This window comes from Microbacterium sp. CH1 (assembly GCF_001595495.1).
GTDB lineage: Bacteria > Actinomycetota > Actinomycetes > Actinomycetales > Microbacteriaceae > Microbacterium.
Genome location: NZ_LOSO01000011.1, coordinates 59,726 through 79,529 on the forward strand (window position 1 = coordinate 59,726; position 19,804 = coordinate 79,529).

The window sequence follows — 19,804 nt, forward strand, 5'->3', positions numbered from 1 at the left end:
CGAGGGGCGTCAGCCGCCGATCGCGACGTTGGTGGTGGCGACGGGCTCGTCGTAGATCGCGGAGATCTCGGCGGCGAAGTCGTTCATGATGATGTTCCGCTTGATCGACAGCTTCGGGGTGAGGTGGCCCGAGGCCTCCGTCCACTCCGAGTCGAGGATCGTGAACTTGCGGATGGACTCCGCACGCGACACCCGCTCGTTCGCCGCGTCGACCGCGCGCTGCACCTCGGCGCGGACCTGCGGGTTGGTCGAGGCCTCCGCCAGCGTCATCTTCTCGTCGAGGCCGTTGTTCGCGAGCCACGTCGGCAGCATCTCGGGGTCGAGCGTGACGAGCGCCGAGATGAACGGACGCTGGTCGCCCACGACGACGACCTGCCCGACGATCGGGTTCGCGCGGATCGGGTCCTCCAGGGCCGCGGGAGCGACGTTCTTGCCGCCCGCCGTGACGATGATCTCCTTCTTGCGTCCGGTGATCGTGAGGAACCCGTCGGCGTCGAAGCTGCCGATGTCGCCGGTGTGGAACCAGCCGCCGTCACTGAACGCCTCGGCGGTGGCCTCCGGGTTGTTCCAGTACTCCTTGAAGACGTTGATGCCGCGCACCTCGATCTCGCCGTCGTCGGCGAGACGCACGCCCACGCCGGGGAGGGCGGGACCGACGGTGCCGATCTTCGACTTCGAGGCGAGGTTCACCGTCGCGGGCGCGGTCGTCTCGGTCAGGCCGTAGCCCTCGAGGATCACGACGCCGAGGCTGTGGAAGAAGTGACCGAGGCGGGCGCCCAGGGGAGCGGAGCCCGACACCGCGTAGACGACCTTGCCGCCCATGGCCTCGCGGAGCTTGGAGTAGACGAGCTTGTTGAACAGCGCGAACTTGAGCTTCGTCCCGAACGGGATCTTCTTGCCCTCCTCCAGCAGCCGGGAGTGCTCGATCGCGACGTCGGCCGCGGCGCGGAAGATCTTGCCCTTGCCGCCCGCCTCGGCCTTCTGCTCGGCGGAGTTGTAGACCTTCTCGAACACGCGGGGGACCGCGAGGAGGAAGGTGGGCTGGAACGAGCCGAGGGCCGGGAGCAGCTGGCGCGTGTCCGGCTGGTGACCGGTGCGCACCCCCGCGTGCACGTTGAGGATGGAGATGAAGCGGGCGAAGACGTGTGCCGTCGTGATGAAGAGGAGGGTGGAGGACCCCGGCGTCTGCACGACCTCGTCGAGCGCCTTCGCGGAGTTGCGGGACAGCTCGACGAAGTTGCTGTGGGTGAGCACGCAGCCCTTCGGTCGCCCGGTGGAACCCGAGGTGTAGATGAGGGTGGCGATGTCGGAGCCGACGGCGAGGTTCCGGCGGCGCTGGATCTCCTCGTCGGAGACCGACGCCCCCTGGGCGGTGAGCGTGTCGATCGCGCCCAGGTGCAGCTGCCAGACCTCCCGGAGCAGCGGCAGGTCGCCGCGCACCTCGTCCACGCGGACGAAGTGCTCCGGCGACTCGACGAGGAGGGCGATCGCGCCGGAGTCCTCGAGGATCCATTGGATCTGCGACGGCGAGCTGGTCTCGTAGATCGGCACCATCACCGCACCGGCGTAGAAGAGGGCGAAGTCGACGAGGCTCCACTCGTAGGTGGTGCGGGCGAGGAAGCCCACCTTCTCGCCGGGCTGGATGCCCGCGGCGGCGAAGCCCTTCGCGAGCGCGATCACCGCGGTCTCGAAGTCGGCGGCGGTGATGTCGCGCCATCCGTCGCCCTGCGGGACGGAGAACAGCGCCCGGTCGGGAGTCGCCTCGACGCGCTTCGCAAGCAGGTCGGCGACGTTCGCGTCGGGATCGGCGGGGACGATCGCGGGGACTTCAAACTGGACCACGGCAGCTCCTTCGGTACCGGTCGGGCACGGGCGTTGGTCCGAGTCTAGGGCATGGCACCGGGTCGCGGTCAGGGTGAAACTGAGTCGCTTTCCCGAGGTGGCGAGGGGGAACAGCGGGACGATCCGCGACACGGCGCTAGACTTCACCTCGATGTTCTACTGGCTGATGAAGTACGTCGTGATCGGCCCTGTGGTCAAGGCCGTGTTCCGCCCCTGGATCGTGGGGCGGAAGAACGTGCCCGCGACCGGAGCGGCGATCCTCGCCAGCAATCATCTCTCCTTCGCGGACTCGATCTTCCTCCCGCTCGTGATCGACCGGCCCATGTCGTTCCTCGCGAAGAGCGACTACTTCACCGGGCGGGGCCTCAAGGGGTGGTCCACCCGCTTCTTCATGAAGGCGACCGGGCAGCTCCCTATCGACCGCTCGGGCGGAAAGGCCTCGGAGGCATCGCTCAACACGGGTCTCCAGGTGCTCGGCGGGGGCGACCTCCTCGGCATCTATCCGGAGGGCACCCGCAGCCCTGACGGCAAGCTCTACCGCGGCCGCACCGGCATCGCGCGGATGGCACTCGAAGCCAAGGTCCCCGTGATCCCGGTCATCATGGTCGACACCGACACGGCCATGCCCATCGGCCGGCGGATCCCGCGCGTCATGCGGGTCGGGATCGTCATCGGCGAGCCCCTCGACTTCTCCCGGTACGCCGGCATGGAGAACGACCGCTACATCCTCCGCTCGGTCACGGACGAGATCATGGTGGCGCTTCAGCGGCTCGGTCAGCAGGAGTACGAGGACGTCTACGCATCGACCGTCAAGGACCGCCTCCCGGGCCGCGTCACATAGGCTCCAGGGCGCGTCTCGGCGGTGTCGCCGCCCACTAGGCTGGACGCATGCTCCCGCACCACATCGAAGCCCTTGATGCCTGGCGCTCGCTTCCCATCAAGCAGCAGCCGCAGTGGCCAGACGCCGACCGCGTCGCCGACGTCTCCCGGCAGATCTCGAGCCTTCCGCCGCTGGTCTTCGCCGGTGAGGTCGACAACCTCCGCGACCGTCTCGCCCGGGCCGCCTCGGGGCAGGCCTTCCTGCTGCAGGGCGGCGACTGCGCCGAGACGTTCGCCGGCGCGACCGCCGAGCAGATCCGCAACCGCATCAAGACGGTGCTGCAGATGGCCGTGGTGCTCACGTACGGCGCCTCCATGCCGGTTGTCAAGATGGGACGCATGGCCGGGCAGTTCGCCAAGCCGCGCTCCAGCGACACGGAGACCCGCGGCGAGGTCACGCTCCCGGCCTACCGCGGCGACATCGTCAACGGCTACGACTTCACCGAGGGCTCGCGTCAGGCCGACCCCGGTCGTCTGCTGCAGGGCTACCACACGGCGGCGTCGACGCTGAACCTCATCCGGGCGTTCACGCAGGGTGGATTCGCCGACCTCCGCGAGGTGCACTCCTGGAACAAGGGCTTCGCCCAGAACCCCGCCAACCAGCGCTACGAGCGCATGGCCGCGGAGATCGACCGGGCGATCAAGTTCATGGAGGCCGCCGGCGCCGACTTCGACGAGCTCAAGCGCGTCGAGTTCTTCACCGGGCACGAGGGCCTGCTCATGGACTACGAGCGCCCGATGACGCGCATCGACTCCCGGACGGACACCCCGTACAACACCTCGGCCCACTTCCTGTGGATCGGGGAGCGCACGCGCGAGCTCGACGGCGCGCACGTCGACTACTTCTCCAAGATCCGGAACCCGATCGGCGTGAAGCTGGGCCCCACCACGACGCCGGAGACGGCGCTGGCGCTCATCGACAAGCTCGACCCGGAGCGCGAGCCCGGACGCCTGACCTTCATCACGCGCATGGGCGCCGGACGCATCCGCGACGCGCTGCCCCCGCTGCTGGAGGCCGTCCGGGGATCCGGCGCGCAGCCGCTGTGGGTCACCGACCCCATGCACGGCAACGGCATCACCACTCCGACCGGCTACAAGACACGACGCTTCGACGACGTCGTCGACGAGGTCCGCGGCTTCTTCGAGGCGCACCGCGCGGTGGGCACGTTCCCCGGCGGCATCCACGTCGAGCTGACGGGAGACGACGTCACCGAGTGCCTGGGCGGTTCGGAGCAGATCGACGAGGCCGCGCTCGCGACCCGTTACGAGAGCCTGTGCGACCCGCGCCTGAACCACATGCAGTCCCTGGAGCTGGCGTTCCTCGTCGCCGAGGAGCTCGAGAAGCGCTGATCCGCGAGGAGGATGCACGAAGGGGCCGGAACGATGTTCCGGCCCCTTCGTCGTCTCGGTCTCAGCCGGCGAAGCCCATGGTGAGCGTGATCCGTGTCCCCTTGCGCTGCGGTTCGGACGGGCTGTACGTCTCCACCCGCGTGTTCTCGTTCGCGAGGAGATCCCAGACGGAGTCGGGGAGTCCGGTCTTGCTCGTGTAGCTCCAGGTGAAGCCCGCGTCACGCAGGGCCGCGGTGGCCTCGTTGCGCGTCATACCCGACACGTCGGGGACGTCGAAGAGCGGCGGACCCTGCGAGACGATGAGCTGGATGGTCTCGCCCGGCCTCCACGCGCCTTCCTCCGCCCGGTCCGCGTATCCGATGACGCGGTCCTTGCCGATGGAGTCGCTCGGGCGGTAGATGCTCTCCTCGGCGACCCGGAGGCCTTTGCCGGTGAGCGCTTCGGTGGCCTGCTTGACCGTCATGTCCGTGACATCCGGAACCGGTCCGCGTGACACCTGGATGGTCGCGGTGTCTTTCTCGTGCACCGTGCAGCCCTCTTCGCAGCCGAAGGCGTCTCCGCCGTCCCGGGGAGTGATGCGCACGTCGATCACCGACCCGTTCTCCGCGTCGGTGAAGAACTCCTCGTCGTCGGTGATCTCCAGGTTCGCCGCCTCCAGTGCCGCGCGCACGTCGTCGGCGGGCTGCCCGGCGACGGCAGCGAGGTCGTGCGGGGCGGGACCGGCGGAGACGACGACGGCGACCGTGGTGCCCTTGTCGACTCGGGCGCCCGTGCCGGGATCGGTCTCGATGACGATGCCCCCATCGACGTCGACGGAGAACTCCTCGCGCTGCGTCGGTACGAATCCTGCTTCGGTGAGATCGGCCGCCGCCTCCTCGTACGTCTGTCCTGCCACCTCGGGGACCGCGATCAGGGAACCGGGCCCGGAGCCGAACCACCAGCCCACACCGCCGGCGAGGACGGCGAGCAGGAGCACGAGGGAGAGGAGGAAGGTGCCGCGGGCGCGGCGCTTCGAGGCCCGCCGACGGAGGATGGTGGCGTTGTCGATGCCGGCGGAGGTGGCCGTCGCCGGCTCCGGGAGCACCATCGTGCCCGGCATGACCTTGGTGAGGTCGCCGGAGTCCGCCTGGTCACGGGCGGAGCCGGTCGTCCGGGTCACGGCGGGGGCGACGCCGATCTCGCGCTCGATCTCACGCAGCCGCTCCAGCATCTGCTGCGCGTCGTCAGGTCGCTCGTCCGGCGATTTCTCCGTCGCCCAGAGCACGAGCTCGTCGAGTTGCTCCGGAATCGCGGGGTTGCGCACACTGGGGCGGGGGACCGATTCGGTGGCGTGCTGGAACGCGATCTGCATCGGCTGCTCGCCCTTGTAGGGCTGCTCGCCGACGAGCATCTCGTAGAGCATGATGCCGAGCGCGTAGATGTCGCTGCGGGCGTCGGCCGTACCGCGCGTGACGAGCTCAGGGGCGAGGTAGGCGATCGTCCCGAGCAGCTGCTGCCCGGTCGCCGTGTTCGCCGTGGTGGCCCTGGCGAGACCGAAGTCTCCGATCTTGATCCGGCCGTCTTCCGCGAGCAGCACGTTCTCCGGCTTGACGTCGCGGTGGACGATCCCGGCGCGGTGCGCGGCGGACAGTCCGGCGAGCACGGCATCCATGATCGTGATCGTCTGGGCGACCGTCAGGCGCTTCTGCTCGCGGAGGAGTTCACGCAGGGTGATGCCCGGCAGGTACTCCATGACGAGGTAGGCGAGTTCGCCGTCCTGACCCTGGTCGAAGACGTTGACGACATGCGGGTCGGCCAGACGGGCGGCCGCGCGGGCCTCCTGGATGAACCGGCTCTGGAATGCCGAGTCGTCGCTCAGGTGCGCGTGCATGACCTTCAGGGCGATGCGGCGCTCGAGGCGCAGGTCGGTGGCGACGTAGACGGTCGCCATCCCGCCGCGGGCGATCCGTGCCCGTACACGGTAGCGACCGTCGACAAGCCGCCCGATGAGGGGGTCGGCCTGATGATTGGTCGTCACGACAGAAGTCTAGGGACGATTGGCTGAAAGCCCCGGGAACGCCTCACCCCTCGGGGCATCCGGATTTCCGGAAGCGTCACCCGTGCTGGGCAAGCCATGCGTACGCCTGTGCCTCCCACTGCCCGTAGCGCTCGGGGTAGGCGGAGATCTGCACGGCCTGAGCCGCGTCGGTGAACGACAGGGATTCCCACCCGGGGATGTCGAACAGGCCGCGGGTCACGTCGCCGTTGGGGTCCCCGGTGCCGCCGTAGAAGACCCGCGTGCTCCGTTCCGCATCCATGATCTGCTCCGGGGTGCCCCAGCCGGTGCTGGGACGCTGCTGGAACAGACCGAGCGAATCGCGGTCTCCCCAGTCGAGGTTCCGCAGGCCCGACTCCACCATCCCTGTCGCGAGCGCGGTGGCGATCGCGCGGTCGGAGGCGCCCAGCTCACGGCCGATGCGGATGATGAGGGAGGCATTGGCCGCCTGCTCCGCATTCAGGGCGGCGGTGCGCTGGCCGCTCGGGGCGGCCGCGGGCATCGGCGCCGGAGCACCCTGGACGGCGAGCTTCTGACCGGGATAGATGATCGACGAGGCTTCGAGGCCGTTCCAGGCGAAGAGGGACTGCGTCGTGGTGCCGTACTTCTGGGCGATCGAGAACAGCGTCTCACCGGCGGCCACGGTGTGCGTGGCGGCGGCCGGTGCGGGAGCGGGCGTCGACGGTGCTGCGGCCGGAGCGGCCGCGGGGGCGGCGGGTGCACCCGCGGAGACGACGAGCTTCTGGCCCGGGTAGATGATCGCGCCCTGGGGCAGGCCGTTCGCGGCGAGGACGGCGCTCACCGAGGTCCCGTACGTCTGGGCGATGGCGAACACCGTGTCGCCGGCTGCGACGACGTGCGTCTTCGCCGCGGCAGGGGCGGGCGTCGCGGCCGGGGCCGGAGCCGCCGCAGGTGCCCGCAGGGAGAGAGTCTGGCCGGGGTAGATCACGGAGCGCATCGAGAGCCCGTTCCAACTGAGGACGTCGGCGGTCCGGAGTCCGTGCCGACCGGCGATGCCAGCGACCGTGTCGCCCGGCTGCACGACGTGCCCCGGTGGCACGTTCTGCGTGGGGACGACGCGCGTCGGAGCGACGCGCTGGCGTTCGTGCGGTGCGAGCGGTGGTGCGGGTGCGGCGGCGGGTGTCGCCGTCAGGGTGGCGGCGAGAGCGCCGGCCACGGCTGTCTGCAGGATCACGTCGGGCCCCCTTTTCGAGCACTTCACGCTGACACGGATGTATAGCGATGTCAACAGAAGTGACGGGTGTGACGTGTGGGACGGAAGTGACGAACATGCGACCGGGCCGTGGAGGTGAGATAGTGGCACCGTGTCTGAGAACGTCGCTGCAACCCCTGATTCCGCGCTCGAGTGGCTGACCATACCCGACCTCGTCGAGGTCCTCGGCGAGCCGTTGGGTCGCGTGCGACGCCTGATCGACGAGCACTACCTCGTCGGCTCGCGCCGCAGCGGTGTCTTCGCGGTCCCCTCGGTGTTCATCGTGGACGGACAGCCGCTGAGCTCGCTGCGCGGAACGATCATCGTGCTGCAGGACGCCGGGTTCTCCGACGACGAGCTGATCGACTGGCTGCTCGCCGAGGACGAGACCCTCGGGCGTTCGCCGATCGCCTCTCTCCTCGCGGGGCACAAGAGCGAGGTGCGTCGGCTCGCGCGCACGCTCGCCTGAGCCTGCTCAGGAGGAGCGCACGGTGGCGGCCCTGGCGAGGTCGCGCAGCTCGCCGACCGCTGCGTCGTCGAGGCGCGCGCCGGACAGTGCGCGGTCGGCGTCCCTGGCGTAGTCGGCGATCATCGTCTCGACGCGGTCCAGAGCCCCGGTCCCGGCGATCGTCTCCTGCAGGAACGAGACCTGGGACGTCGACAGGTCGGGATCGCCGAGCATCTCGTCGAGCACCCGGCGGGCCGAGGTGTCCAGGTGCTCCCTGGTGAAGGCGATGAGCACGGTCCGCTTGCCCTCCCGCAGGTCGTCGCCCGCGGGCTTCCCGGTGACGGCCGCGTCGCCGAACACGCCGAGCACATCGTCGCGCAGCTGGAAGGCGAGACCGAGCGGATGCCCGAAGCGGCGCAACGCCCGCGTCTGCTCGTCATCGGCGCCGGCCAGGCTCGCTCCGAGGACCAGCGGCTGCTCGATGCTGTAGCGCGCCGATTTCAGCGAGGCGACGCGGAGCGCTCGCTCGGCGTGCTCGCGGTCGTCGCTCACGCTCCACGCAGACTCCTCGGCGATGTCGAGGAACTGCCCGGTCGTGACGTCGCGACGCATCCGGGCATACTCCGCCCGCACGGTCCTCGCCTCGGGGTGCCCGTCGAGCGCCGACTCCAGGAGGTCGTCGCTCCAGGCCACGAGGAGATCGCCGAGCAGGACGGATCCGGCGCGTCCGAAGGCGGCGGCGTCGCCCCACCATCCGGCGGCGCGGTGCGAGGACTCGAGTGCGCGGTGGGCGGCGGGGCGTCCTCGACGGGTGTCCGAGTTGTCGATCAGGTCGTCATGGACGAGAGCGGCGGACTGGAAGATCTCGAGGGCGGCGCAGGCGTCCCACAGGTGGTCGTCCTCGACCACGCGACGATCGCGGAATCGGGCGACCGCACGCCACCCGGCGTGGCAGAACCGGGCGCGCAGGCGCTTGCCGCCGGAGAGGGTGTCCGCCGCCGCGGCGAGGAAGGCGGCGGCGTCCTCGCCGTACTCCGCCGACTCGGCTCGCATGCGGTCGAGGAAGACGTCCAGTCGCGCGGCCACGGCGTCGGGGACGGAGGGGGAGGGGGACGTCACGACTCCCAGCATACGTAAAGGATGTGAGGCGGGAACCGCTAGCCCCGGACGCTGCTCGCGCGTAGACTGGAGGGCACGATACCCGAGGGGGATGAGATGCCACTCTCCGAACAGGAGCAACGTCTGCTCGACGAGATGGAACGCCATCTCCTGCACAATGACGCCGATGTCGTGAGCGCGCCGTCGGGTGATCGCACGCTGAGCTATCGCAACCTCGTCTACGGGGCCCTCCTCCTGCTCGCCGGTATCGGCGGACTGGTCGTGGGTGTCATCCTCGGCGACGTCTGGGGCATCGTGGTCGGCGTCATCGGCTTCGCGGCCATGCTCGGCGGAGTGATGCTGGCCGTCACCCCGGTCCGGCGCAGCGGTCCGGCAGAGACCCGCACGCGCACCGCCCCGAAGCGGCAGGACTCCTCCTCCTTCATGGATCGCATGAACGACCGGTGGGATCGGCGCCAGGACGGCCACTGAGCCCCTCCCTTCTCCTCCACCACGAAGCCCGGATGCTGAGCATCCGGGCTTTTTCGTGTCTTCGGTGCGTTGACGCCTTCTGAGCCCTCCACTGGCCCTCCACCGGCCCTCCACCTTCCTCCACCCCGGAATCTCGCGGGTCGCGGGCGCGCTGCTCTTGAACCGCCGCCCGATACGCGGGATTCGTCGTAGGAATGTGGAGGAAAGTGGAGTAAAGTGGGGCGCATCTCGAGTTGGCCGGACGGAGAGGGGGTGATGGCCGATGCTGCTTGGCACGCACTCACCGAAGCTGGACGACAAGGGACGGGTCATCCTTCCCGCGAAGTTCCGCGAGGACCTGGGCGGCGGCATCGTCGTCACCCGGGGTCAGGAGCGGTGCCTCTACGTCTTCAGCACGGCCGAGTTCGAGGCGATGCACGAGCGGATCCGTCAGGCCCCGCTCGCCAACAAGCAGGCGCGTGACTTCATGCGCATGTTCCTCTCCGGTGCCAGTGCGGAGATGCCCGACAGCCAGAACCGCATCACCATCCCCGCCCACCTGCGTCAGTACGCGGGTCTTCAGAAGGAACTCATCGTGACCGGAGTCGGCGCCCACGCCGAGATCTGGGATGCGGAGAGCTGGAACGCCTACCTCGCCGCCGGCGAGGAGTCCTACGCCGAGCTGGAGCAGGAGGTGATTCCCGGACTGTTCTGACCACGGCTGTGATGCCCCGCCGCTCCCGCCCCGACACACTTCCCCGGTGCCGGGTCGAGAAGCGGAGGGGGATCAGAGCCGAAGGTCGGACCCGAGAGAGATCATGAACCTCCGCGACATCCACACTCCTGTCCTGCTCGACCGCTGCGTCGAGCTCCTCGCGCCCGCCCTCCAGGAGGACGGCGCCGTGCTCGTCGACGCCACCCTCGGCATGGGCGGGCACTCGGAGGCGCTGCTCGAGCGCTTCCCTGGCATCCGCCTCATCGGCCTGGACCGCGACACCGACGCGCTGACGATCGCGGGGGAGCGGCTCGCCCGGTTCCGCGATCGCGTCACGCTCGTGCACACCGTCTACGACGAGATCGGTCTGCACGCCCAGGGGGCGGCCGGTATCCTCTTCGACCTCGGCGTCTCGTCGCTGCAGCTGGACGAGGCCGAACGCGGCTTCGCGTACTCCAAGGACGCTCCGCTCGACATGCGGATGGATCAGACGAAGGGCATCACCGCCGCCGACGTCATCGCGACGTACAGCGAGGGGAACCTGCGCCGCATCTTCGAGCGGTACGGCGAGGAGAAGCTGGCGGCACGGTATGCCCGCTTCATCATTGAGGCCCGCCAGAAGCAGCCGATCACCCGCTCCGGGGAGCTCGTGGACATCCTCGTGGCGGCGACGCCCGCCGCGGCACAGCGTGCGGGGCACCCCGCGAAGCGCGTGTTCCAGGCGCTGCGCATCGAGGTCAACGCGGAGCTGAACGTGCTCGCGGACGCCATCCCCGCCGCGATGGACGCTCTCGCCGTCGGCGGTCGCATCGTCGTGATGTCATACCAGTCCCTCGAGGACCGGCTGGTGAAGCAGGCCTTCGCCGCCGCGTCCTCCTCGACGGCGCCCGCCGGCCTCCCGGTCGAGCTGCCGGAGCACGCCCCCCGATTCCGTGTCCTCACCAAGGGGGCGGAACTCGCCGACGACGAAGAACGCGCACGCAACCCGCGTGCGATACCGGTGCGCCTGCGCGCCGCCGAGAAGGTGCGGGAGAGCGCATGAGCATGAACGCAGTCCGCAATCCGACCCTGCCCCTGCAGCCGGTCGTCCCGGAGAGGACCCCGGAGCGCCGCCTCCAGCCCGTGACGGCACCGGCGCGGCGGCGCAAACCGAAGCTCGCCTACGCCCTCGTCGCCCTCGGCGGCGCCCTGGCGATCGGGGCGGCGCAGGTCGGGCTCTCCCTGGCCATCACGCAGGACTCGTTCACCCTCGCGGGGTTGACCTCCCAGCAGCGCGAACTCGACCTCCGCACGGATGCGCTGCAGGAGGAGCTCACGGGGCTGAGTTCTCCGCAGGTGCTCGCCGGCAATGCGGCCGACCTCGGGATGGTCGTCGCGGGAGCGCCCTCCTATCTGCGTCTCAGTGACGGCGCGGTCTTCGGCGCCGGCGCCGGCGCCGAGGGGATCTCGACGGTCGACCCTCATGGGCCGGCGGCCGTCGGCAACGTCCTCGTCACCGAGGAGGCGCCCGCGGCGGAGCAGACGGCGGAGGAGTCCACCGGAGGCGCCCCGCCCGCGACGGACCTGCCGCCCGCCCTCACCGACGGCCTCCCCAGCCCCACGACCCACTGACCATCCCGATCGACGGAGAGATCCCATGACGACACGAGCCACGCGCGGACCGCGGCGACGCACCGTCGTCGCACTGGCGGTCATCCTCTCGGTGCTGGTGGCGTTCGTCGTCCGCCTCATCGACATCCAGGTCGTGAGCGCCGACGAGCATGTCAGCCAGTCTCTGGAGCACATCGGGGACGGGTCCACGATCCCCGGGCAGCGCGGTTCCATCGTCGACGCGGAGGGCACCGTCCTCGCGTCGAGCGTCATGGTGTACGACGCTCAGCTCAGCCCGCAGGTCATCAGGCTCACGGAGGAGAAGGACCCGGCGCTGCCGTGGGCCGAGGCCTCCGAGAAGATCGCCGCCATCACGGGCGTGCCGGGCGACGAGATCCGCAAGCGCGTCTCGGACGCCCTGGCCGAGAACCCGAACAGCCAGTACGCGCCCTTGAAGACCGGGTTGAACACCGAGCAGTACATCGCGCTCCGCGACCTCGGCCTCGGGAGCTATCTGGCGCTGCAGCCGCGCGAGACGCGGGTCTACCCGAACGGCGCCGTCGCCGGCAACGTGCTGGGCTTCCTCGACAACACGGGCGAGGCCAAGGCGGGTATCGAGCAGCTCGAGGAATCCTGCCTGGCGCCCGTGGACGGCGAGAAGACCTACCGCAAGGGCAAGGACGGAGTCGTGATCCCGGGCAGCGAGTCCGTCACCGACGCCGTGAACGGCGGCACCGTGCAGCTCACGATCAACAGTGACCTGCAGTGGTACCTCCAGCAGATGATCGGCGAAGAGGCCCAGAAGCAGGGGGCGAAGGGCGGGACGGTGACGGTGGTCGAGGTGGGCACCGGCAAGATCCGCGCCGCCGCCGAGTGGCCCGCCATGGACCCCAACGACCTGGACTCCTCGACGCCCGAGACGCGCTACAGCCAGATCTTCCACCGCGACTTCGAGCCGGGCTCGACGTTCAAGGCGATCACGGCGGCGGCAGCGATGGAGGGCGCCGGCCTCACTCCGCTCAGCACGGTCACAGCGTCGTCGCGCGAGACCTTCCCGAACGGCGCTGTGATCAACGACTCGTTCAGCCACCCCGCGTACAACTACACGCTGGCGGGCGGACTCATCGACTCGTCCAACACCGCGCTGTCGAAGTTCGGCACGATGGTCGCCCCCGAGGTCCGCTACGACTACCTGCAGCGCTTCGGCGTCGGTCAGAAGACGCTGGACTTCCCCTCCGAGGTGGGCGGCATCCTCCACCCGGTGAGCGACTGGGACAGTCAGTCGCTCTACACGACGACGTTCGGCCAGTACTTCACCGTGACGGCCCCACAGCTCGCGGGCGCCTACCAGGCCATCGCCAACGGCGGGGAGAAGATCGACCTGACGATGGTCGAGTCCTGCACGGCGCCCGACGGGACGGTCACGGAGACCCCGAAGCCGAAGCGCGAGCAGATCGTGAAGGAGCAGACCGCGGCCGATCTGACGCGCATGCTCGAGAACGTGGCCGTGCAGGGCGGGAACGCGGATCGCATCCAGGTGCCCGGCTATCGCGTGACCAGCAAGACCGGTACCGCACAGGTGTCCGACGGCAAGGGCGGCTACAAGGCGGGCGTCTACTACACCAGCATGGTGGGCTTCGCTCCCGTCGACGACCCCCAGTACGTCGTCGTGGTGACCCTCGACGAGCCGACTAAGGTTGTATCGTCCGCGGCCACCGCTTCCGCCTTCCAGAAGGCGATGACGCAGGTGATGAAGACCTATCGCGTGATGCCGTCCTCTGTCCCGATGGACGCGCTCCTCCCCAAGTTCGGATAGCCGGCGAGAGCCGCGCATGGAGATGACATGATCGCCCTGACGCTCGCTGAGATCGCCGCCGCCGTCGGTGGTGAGCTGCGCGTGGCCGGAGAGCACACGCCGGAGACGGTGGTCGACGGCATCGTCGACACCGATTCCCGCACCATGGAGGCGGGGTCGATCTTCGTCGCCAAGCCCGGAGCCGAGACGGACGGACACCGCTTCGTCGGCGCCGCCGTCGAAGCCGGCGCGGTGCTGGCGATCGTCGAGCGTCCGGTCGACGTCGCGGTTTCACAGATCGTCGTCCCGGATGCCGTCGCCGCGCTCGGCGACCTCGCCCGCGAGGTCGTGGCGCGCGTGCGCGCCGGCGGGAACCTGCGCATCGTCGGCATCACCGGCTCCAACGGCAAGACGACGACCAAGAACTTCCTCGCCCGCATCCTCGATGACGAGGGCGAGACCGTCGCTCCGGTGAAGTCCTTCAACAACGAGGTCGGCGCCCCGGTGACGATGCTTCGCGTCACGCACGACACCCGGTTCCTCGTGAGCGAGTTCGGCGCCGCCGCGCCGGGCAGCATCGCGCGGCTCGCCGGCCTCGTCGAGCCCGACCTCGTCGTCGTGCTCATGGTCGGGATGGCGCACGCCGGGGGCTTCGGCGGCATCGAGGCCACCGCGAAGGCCAAGTCCGAGCTCGTCGCCGCGGCCCGCGTACCCGGCACGGCCGTGCTCAACGCCGACGACGCCCGGGTGTGGGCGATGCGCGAGCTCGCGGAGAACCGCGGCCTCCGGGTCGTCGGCTTCGGCCAGTCCGCCGCGGCCGCCGTGCACGCGCGCGACATCGAGGTCTCGGCCTCCGGCACGCAGTGCGTGATCGAGGTCGCCGGGGAGCGGCTGCCGCTGCGCCTGCGCGTCCTCGGCGCGCACCACGTCACGAACGCCCTCGCCGCGATCACCGCGGCCGTCGAGCTCGGTGTGGCCCCTGCCGACGCCGTCGCCCGCTTGGAGACCGTCGAGATCGCCGAGCGCTGGCGCATGCAGCCCCTGGGCAACGACCGCGTCCGCATCATCAACGACGCCTACAACGCCAGCCCCGACTCGATGGCAGCCGCCTTGCGTACCCTCGCCCAGATCACCGGCCCCGACGAGCGCACCGTCGCCGTCCTCGGCGCGATGAGCGAACTCGGCGAGAGCGCGGGGGAGGAGCACGACCGCATCGGCCTCCTCGCGGTGCGCCTCAACATCCGGCGCATCGTCGTCGTCGGCCCGGAGGCGCGTCGGCTGTACCTCGCCGCCGTCGGCGAGGGATCGTGGGACAGCGAGGCCGTGCATCTGCCGGACCAGGACGCCGCGTTCGAGTACCTCCGCACCGAGCTGCGCGACGGCGACCGGGTCCTCGTGAAGTCGTCCAACTCCGTGGGCCTCCGGCATCTCGGCGATCGTCTGGGAGAATTGTTCTCGTGAGGTCCCTCATCATGGCGGCGGCCATCTCGCTCGCCTTCACTCTCTTCCTGACTCCCGTCTTCCTCCGGCTCTTCCGGAAGTGGGGCTGGGGGCAGGTCATCCGCACCCCGGAAGCCGCCGGCAACCCGAGCCACGAGGCTAAGCGCGGCACGCCCACGATGGGCGGGGTCATCTTCATCCTCGGCTCGATCGTCGGCTACTTCACCGGCGTCCTCGTCAGCGGCGAGACCCCGGCGCTGTCCGCGATCCTCGTCATCTGGCTCATGGTGGGCTTCGGCGTGGTCGGGTTCATCGACGACTACATGAAGGTGCGCAGCCAGCGCAGTCTCGGGCTGTCCGGGTGGCGCAAGGTGATCGGGCAGCTCATCGTCGTGATCCCGTTCGGGATCGTGGCGCTGAACTTCCCGAACAAGTGGGGGCAGACGCCGGCCAGTGCGTCCATCTCCCTCTTCCGCGACATCACGTGGCTGAACCTCTTCGCGTTCGGCGTCATCCTCGGCTGGATCCTCTACCTCGCCTGGATCTCGATCATCGGGGTCGCGACCTCCAACAGCGTCAACCTCACCGACGGCCTCGACGGCCTCGCCGCCGGTGCGGGCGTGATCGTCGTCGGTGCGTACAGCCTCATCGCGTTCTGGCAGTTCAAGCAGCCCTGCATCGGCGGAGACCCCGGTTCCCTCGGCGGCTGCTACGAGGTGCGCGACCCGTTCAACCTCGCCATCATCTCGGCCTCGTTCGCCGCCAGCCTCATCGGCTTCCTGTGGTGGAACGCCCCGAAGGCCAAGGTGTTCATGGGAGATGTGGGTTCGATGGCCATCGGCGGCGTCATCACCGCGATGGCGGTCATGACCCGCACCGAGCTGCTGCTCCTCATCATCGCCGGTGTCTTCGTGCTCGCCTCCGGATCCGTGATCCTGCAGCGCGCCTACTTCAAGATCACCCGCGGCAAGCGGCTCTTCCTCATGAGTCCGTTCCACCACCACCTCGAGATGCGGGGATGGTCGGAGGTCACCATCGTGGTGCGAATGTGGATCATCGCGGGTCTGCTCGCCGTCTCTGCCGTCGGGCTCTTCTACGTGGAATGGCTGACCCGTGTCGGCTGAGCGCCTGGCCGGGCTGACGAGCTGGCACGCCGACTGGCGCGGCCTGCGCGTCGCCGTCCTCGGTCTCTCCATGACCGGCTTCTCCGTCGCCGACACCCTCGCCGAGCTCGGTGCCGACGTCCTCGTGCTCAGCGCGTCGGCGGAGGAGGAGTACGCCCGTCTGCTCCCCGTCATCGGCGCCCGGTTGGAACTCGGTCCGCTGGACGCTGTGCCGGAGGCGCTGACGGCGTTCGCGCCCGAGGTCGTCATCGCCTCCCCGGGTTTCGCTCCGTCGCACCCCGTCATCCGCTGGGTCCAGGACGAGGGCATCGCGCTCTGGGGCGATGTCGAGCTCGCCTGGCGCGTGCGCGACAAGGTCCTCCGCGCGGACGGCACGCCGGCCGGCTGGGTGCTCATCACCGGGACCAACGGCAAGACGACGACGACCCAGCTCACGGCGACGCTGCTCGTCGCCGGCGGGCTGCGTGCCGCACCGTGCGGCAACATCGGCGTCCCCGTGCTCGACGCGGTCCGGGATCCGGCCGGCTTCGACGTGCTCGTCGTCGAACTCTCCAGCCACCAGCTCTGGTATCTCGGCCTGTCGCGCCCGGAGGGGGAGCTCTTCCCGCACGCCGCGGTCTGCCTCAACCTCGCCGACGATCATCTCGTCTGGCACGGCAGCGCCCAGGCGTACCGGGATGCGAAGGCGCTGGTCTATCGGAACACCCGCGTCGCCTGCGTCTACAACAAGGCCGACGAGGCCACGCGGCGGATGGTCGAAGAGGCCGAGGTCGTCGAGGGCGCTCGTGCCATCGGCTTCGACCTGGGCATCCCCGGGCCGAGCGACCTCGGCGTCGTGGAGGGGCTGCTCGTCGATCGGGCCTTCCTCGACGACCGGGCCCGCAGCGCCCTGGAGCTGACCACGGTCGCCGACCTGGAGGCCGCCGGCCTGTCGGCCCCGCACATCGTGCAGAACATCCTCGCCGCCAGCGCTCTCGCCCGGTCTCTCGGAGTCGAGCCCGAGGCGATCCATGGCGCGCTGCAGACATTCCGCCTCGACGCGCATCGTATCGAGGTGGTCGCCCGGCATGCCGGCATCACCTGGATCGACGACTCCAAGGCGACGAACCCGCACGCCGCCGCCTCCTCGCTGCGCGCCTACCCGGGCGCGGTGTGGGTCGTCGGCGGCGATCTCAAGGGCGTCGACATCGCCGATCTCGTCGCGGACGCGGGCTCGACCGCGCGCGCGGCGGTGGTCATCGGAGTGGACCGCACGGCCGTCGTCGCGGCATTCGAGCGACACGCGCCGACGGTGCCGGTCTTCGAGGTCGATGCTGGCGACACTGGACAGGTCATGAACCGCGTCGTGGAGATCGCGGCGGGGATCGTCGACGGGGAGGGCACCGTGCTCCTCGCTCCCGCCGCCGCATCCTTCGACCAGTTCTCCAGCTACGCGGATCGCGGCCATCGCTTCGCCGAAGCGGTGCAGGAATGGATCGATCGGGGGAGCGCCGATGACGCAGGTGGCTCGCCCTCCGCGGTCTGAGTCGGGTGGGCTCGCGGCCCGGGTCTCGCTCGGGCGCCGGTTCACGCCGGTCTCGACCGAGTTCCTGCTGATCGCGTCGACCGCCCTGCTCCTCACGATCTTCGGCCTCGTGATGGTGCTGTCCGCGACGAGCGCCACCGCCGTGGCCAACGCGCAGAACCCGTTGGACGGCGCCCTCCGGCAGGGTGTGTTCGCCCTGCTCGGCATCCCGATGATGTTCCTCATCAGCCGCTTCCCCGTGGACTTCCTCAAGCGCATGGCCTGGCCTGCGCTGTTCGGCGCGGTGGCCCTCCAGCTCCTCGTGTTCACGCCGCTCGGCATCGCCGACGGCGGAAACCGGAACTGGATCCAGGTGGCGGGCTTCCAGATGCAGCCGTCCGAGTTCCTCAAGCTGGCGCTCGCCCTGTGGATCGCCGCGGTCCTGCTCCGCAAGCAGACCATGCTCGGCACCTGGCACCACGTCTTCATCCCCGTCGTGCCGGTCGGCGCGCTGGCGATCGGCACCGTGCTCGCGGGCAAGGACCTCGGCACCGCGATGGTGATGGTCCTCATCCTCCTCGGCTGCCTCTTCTTCTCCGGCGTGAAGCTGCGGCTGTTCATCATCCCGATGATCCTGGGCGTGGTCGCGGTGCTGGCGTACGCGCTCTCCAGCGAGGACCGCATGCGCCGGATCACCGCCACCTGCGACGACATGGCGCTGTACTACACGGACTGCTACCAGTCGATCCACGGCATCTGGGGCATGGCCTCCGGCGGAGTCTTCGGCCTCGGTCTCGGCAATTCCCAGGAGAAGTACGGGTGGCTGCCCGCCGCCGGCAACGACTTCATCTTCGCGATCGTCGGCGAGGAGCTGGGGCTGATCGGCTGCATCGTCGTGCTCGCCCTCTTCACGTTCTTCACGGTGGGCGCGTTCCACGTGATCCGCAAGACCTCGGACCCCTTCATCCGCGTCGCGGCCGGAGGGATCACGGTCTGGATCGTCGGCCAGGCGGTCCTGAACATCGGCGTCGTCATCGGGGTCTTCCCCGTCATGGGCGTGCCGCTGCCGTTCATGTCCCAGGGTGGAACGGCCCTCTTCGCGGTGCTCATCGCGTGTGGCGTGCTGCTGGCCTTCGCGCGGACCATCCCGGTCGCCGAGAAGCAGTCAGCCGAGCGGGGTAGGGTCGCGAGGTGACTTCGTACCTCCTCGCCGGCGGTGGCACCGCCGGCCATGTCAATCCGCTGCTCGCCGTCGCCGACGCGCTCCGCGAGCGCGACCCCGCCGCAACGATCCTCGTGCTCGGCACGGCCGAAGGCCTGGAGTCCCGCCTCGTCCCCGAGCGCGGCTACGAGCTCCTCATCGTCGACAAGGTGCCGTTTCCGCGGCGTCCGAACGCGCAGGCCGCCGCGTTCCCCGCGCGGTTCCGCCGGGCGATCGCGCAGGTGCGCGCGCACATCCGTCAGCACGACATCGACGTCGTCGTCGGCTTCGGCGGCTACGCCTCCGCACCCGCCTACGTCGCCGCGCGTCGCGAGCGCGTGCCCTTCGTCGTCCACGAGGCCAACGCGAAGCCCGGGCTGGCGAACGTGCTCGGTGCCCGTGCGGCCGCGGGCGTGGGCGTCGCGTTCGCCGGGACGCCCCTCCGCGGAAGCGAGGTGGTCGGCATGCCGCTGCGGCGCGAGGTCATCACGCTCGACCGCGCGGCACGGCGTGCCGAGGCCGCGGAGTACTTCGGGCTCGACCCCGATCGCCCCGTGCTGCTCGTCTTCGGCGGCTCGCTCGGAGCGCAGCGGTTGAACGACGCTCTGGCGGATTCCTGGCGCGACATCCTCGCCGCGGGCTGGCAACTGCTCCACGTGACGGGGGAGCGCAGCGACCTTCCCGATCCGGGCGTCGCCGGCTACGCCCTCCGCCGGTACGTCGACCGCATGGACCTCGCGTTCGCGCTGGCCGACCTCATCGTGTCGCGTTCGGGATCGGCGACGGTCAGCGAGATCAGCGCACTCGGCATCCCCGCCCTGTACGTGCCGTACTCGGTGGGCAACGGAGAGCAGCGTCTGAACGCCGGATCGGCCGTGGCCGCCGGTGCCGCGCAGCTCCTCGATGACGCGACCTTCGACGGCGACGCCGTCCGGCGGATCGTCGTGCCGCTGCTCGGCGATCCCGACCGCATCCGGCGGATGGCGGAGGCCGCGGAGACCGCGGGCACCCGCACCGGGACCGAGAACGTCGTGGCGATGATCGATCGTGCCCTCGGTGCGGCGTGACGCCGCCGCCCGGACGCGAACGAAAAGTAGAC

Annotated in this window: 17 protein-coding genes; 13 read left to right on the top strand and 4 right to left on the bottom strand. The window is 69.8% G+C overall.

Annotation, left to right across the window (positions count from 1 at the left end; all coding sequences use genetic code 11):
• Positions 1 to 9: 9 nt before the first annotated feature.
• Positions 10 to 1,842, bottom strand: coding sequence for an AMP-dependent synthetase/ligase (locus tag AUV07_RS03600; protein WP_062633962.1), 1,833 nt, complete (start codon positions 1,840 to 1,842; stop codon positions 10 to 12).
• A gap of 151 nt (positions 1,843 to 1,993) precedes the next feature.
• On the opposite strand from AUV07_RS03600, the gene AUV07_RS03605 reads away from it, so the two are divergent.
• On the top strand, positions 1,994 to 2,683 hold the full coding sequence (locus AUV07_RS03605) for a lysophospholipid acyltransferase family protein (RefSeq protein ID WP_062633963.1): 690 nt from the start codon (positions 1,994 to 1,996) through the stop codon (positions 2,681 to 2,683).
• Positions 2,684 to 2,730: 47 nt separating this feature from the next.
• Positions 2,731 to 4,071, top strand: a complete 1,341-nt coding sequence (locus tag AUV07_RS03610; protein WP_062633966.1) for a class II 3-deoxy-7-phosphoheptulonate synthase — start codon at positions 2,731 to 2,733, stop codon at positions 4,069 to 4,071.
• A 61-nt stretch (positions 4,072 to 4,132) separates the two neighbouring features.
• On the opposite strand, the gene pknB is transcribed toward AUV07_RS03610, so the two are convergent.
• Together pknB and AUV07_RS03620 are read right to left on the bottom strand one after the other, a co-directional pair.
• Positions 4,133 to 6,088, bottom strand: coding sequence for a Stk1 family PASTA domain-containing Ser/Thr kinase (gene pknB, locus AUV07_RS03615; RefSeq protein WP_062633968.1), 1,956 nt, complete (start codon positions 6,086 to 6,088; stop codon positions 4,133 to 4,135).
• Between the two features lie 76 nt (positions 6,089 to 6,164).
• Positions 6,165 to 7,301, bottom strand: coding sequence for a LysM peptidoglycan-binding domain-containing protein (locus AUV07_RS03620; protein WP_231868190.1), 1,137 nt, complete (start codon positions 7,299 to 7,301; stop codon positions 6,165 to 6,167).
• A gap of 130 nt (positions 7,302 to 7,431) precedes the next feature.
• Here AUV07_RS03620 and AUV07_RS03625 point away from each other — a divergent pair, with 130 nt between their 5' ends.
• A complete protein-coding gene (locus AUV07_RS03625; protein ID WP_062633970.1) occupies positions 7,432 to 7,788 on the top strand; it encodes an Rv2175c family DNA-binding protein in 357 nt (118 codons plus the stop codon).
• A 6-nt stretch (positions 7,789 to 7,794) separates the two neighbouring features.
• On the opposite strand, the gene AUV07_RS03630 is transcribed toward AUV07_RS03625, so the two are convergent.
• Complete coding sequence (locus tag AUV07_RS03630) at positions 7,795 to 8,898, bottom strand: polyprenyl synthetase family protein (RefSeq protein WP_062633972.1); 1,104 nt, start codon at positions 8,896 to 8,898, stop codon at positions 7,795 to 7,797.
• A gap of 84 nt (positions 8,899 to 8,982) precedes the next feature.
• Between AUV07_RS03630 and AUV07_RS03635 the strand changes: the two genes are divergently transcribed.
• From AUV07_RS03635 to AUV07_RS03680, 10 genes are all read left to right on the top strand, one after another.
• Complete coding sequence (locus tag AUV07_RS03635) at positions 8,983 to 9,357, top strand: DUF3040 domain-containing protein (protein ID WP_025105096.1); 375 nt, start codon at positions 8,983 to 8,985, stop codon at positions 9,355 to 9,357.
• A gap of 262 nt (positions 9,358 to 9,619) precedes the next feature.
• Positions 9,620 to 10,051, top strand: coding sequence for a division/cell wall cluster transcriptional repressor MraZ (gene mraZ / locus AUV07_RS03640; RefSeq protein WP_025105095.1), 432 nt, complete (start codon positions 9,620 to 9,622; stop codon positions 10,049 to 10,051).
• A gap of 103 nt (positions 10,052 to 10,154) precedes the next feature.
• A complete protein-coding gene (gene rsmH / locus AUV07_RS03645; protein WP_062633974.1) occupies positions 10,155 to 11,093 on the top strand; it encodes a 16S rRNA (cytosine(1402)-N(4))-methyltransferase RsmH in 939 nt (312 codons plus the stop codon).
• The gene (locus AUV07_RS03650; RefSeq protein WP_062633976.1) at positions 11,090 to 11,662 is read left to right on the top strand and encodes a hypothetical protein; all 573 of its coding nucleotides are present in this window, start codon (positions 11,090 to 11,092) and stop codon (positions 11,660 to 11,662) included. The genes rsmH and AUV07_RS03650 overlap by 4 nt, the downstream gene beginning before the upstream one ends.
• Before the next feature lie 25 nt (positions 11,663 to 11,687).
• Positions 11,688 to 13,457 (top strand): peptidoglycan D,D-transpeptidase FtsI family protein, encoded by a 1,770-nt coding sequence (locus tag AUV07_RS03655; protein ID WP_062633979.1) that lies wholly within the window; start codon positions 11,688 to 11,690, stop codon positions 13,455 to 13,457.
• Between the two features lie 27 nt (positions 13,458 to 13,484).
• Positions 13,485 to 14,897 (top strand): UDP-N-acetylmuramoyl-tripeptide--D-alanyl-D-alanine ligase, encoded by a 1,413-nt coding sequence (locus tag AUV07_RS03660; RefSeq protein ID WP_062633981.1) that lies wholly within the window; start codon positions 13,485 to 13,487, stop codon positions 14,895 to 14,897.
• Positions 14,894 to 16,000 carry a phospho-N-acetylmuramoyl-pentapeptide-transferase gene (gene mraY, locus AUV07_RS03665; protein ID WP_025105090.1) on the top strand — a complete coding sequence of 369 codons (1,107 nt, stop codon included), beginning with the start codon at positions 14,894 to 14,896 and terminating at the stop codon, positions 15,998 to 16,000. The genes AUV07_RS03660 and mraY overlap by 4 nt, the downstream gene beginning before the upstream one ends.
• Positions 15,990 to 17,525, top strand: coding sequence for a UDP-N-acetylmuramoyl-L-alanine--D-glutamate ligase (gene murD, locus AUV07_RS03670; RefSeq protein ID WP_062633983.1), 1,536 nt, complete (start codon positions 15,990 to 15,992; stop codon positions 17,523 to 17,525). Before mraY ends, murD begins: the two co-directional genes overlap by 11 nt.
• Positions 17,494 to 18,699, top strand: a complete 1,206-nt coding sequence (ftsW, locus tag AUV07_RS03675; RefSeq protein WP_062633985.1) for a putative lipid II flippase FtsW — start codon at positions 17,494 to 17,496, stop codon at positions 18,697 to 18,699. Before murD ends, ftsW begins: the two co-directional genes overlap by 32 nt.
• Positions 18,696 to 19,772 (top strand): UDP-N-acetylglucosamine--N-acetylmuramyl-(pentapeptide) pyrophosphoryl-undecaprenol N-acetylglucosamine transferase, encoded by a 1,077-nt coding sequence (locus AUV07_RS03680; protein ID WP_062633987.1) that lies wholly within the window; start codon positions 18,696 to 18,698, stop codon positions 19,770 to 19,772. Before ftsW ends, AUV07_RS03680 begins: the two co-directional genes overlap by 4 nt.
• Positions 19,773 to 19,804: the final 32 nt, after the last annotated feature.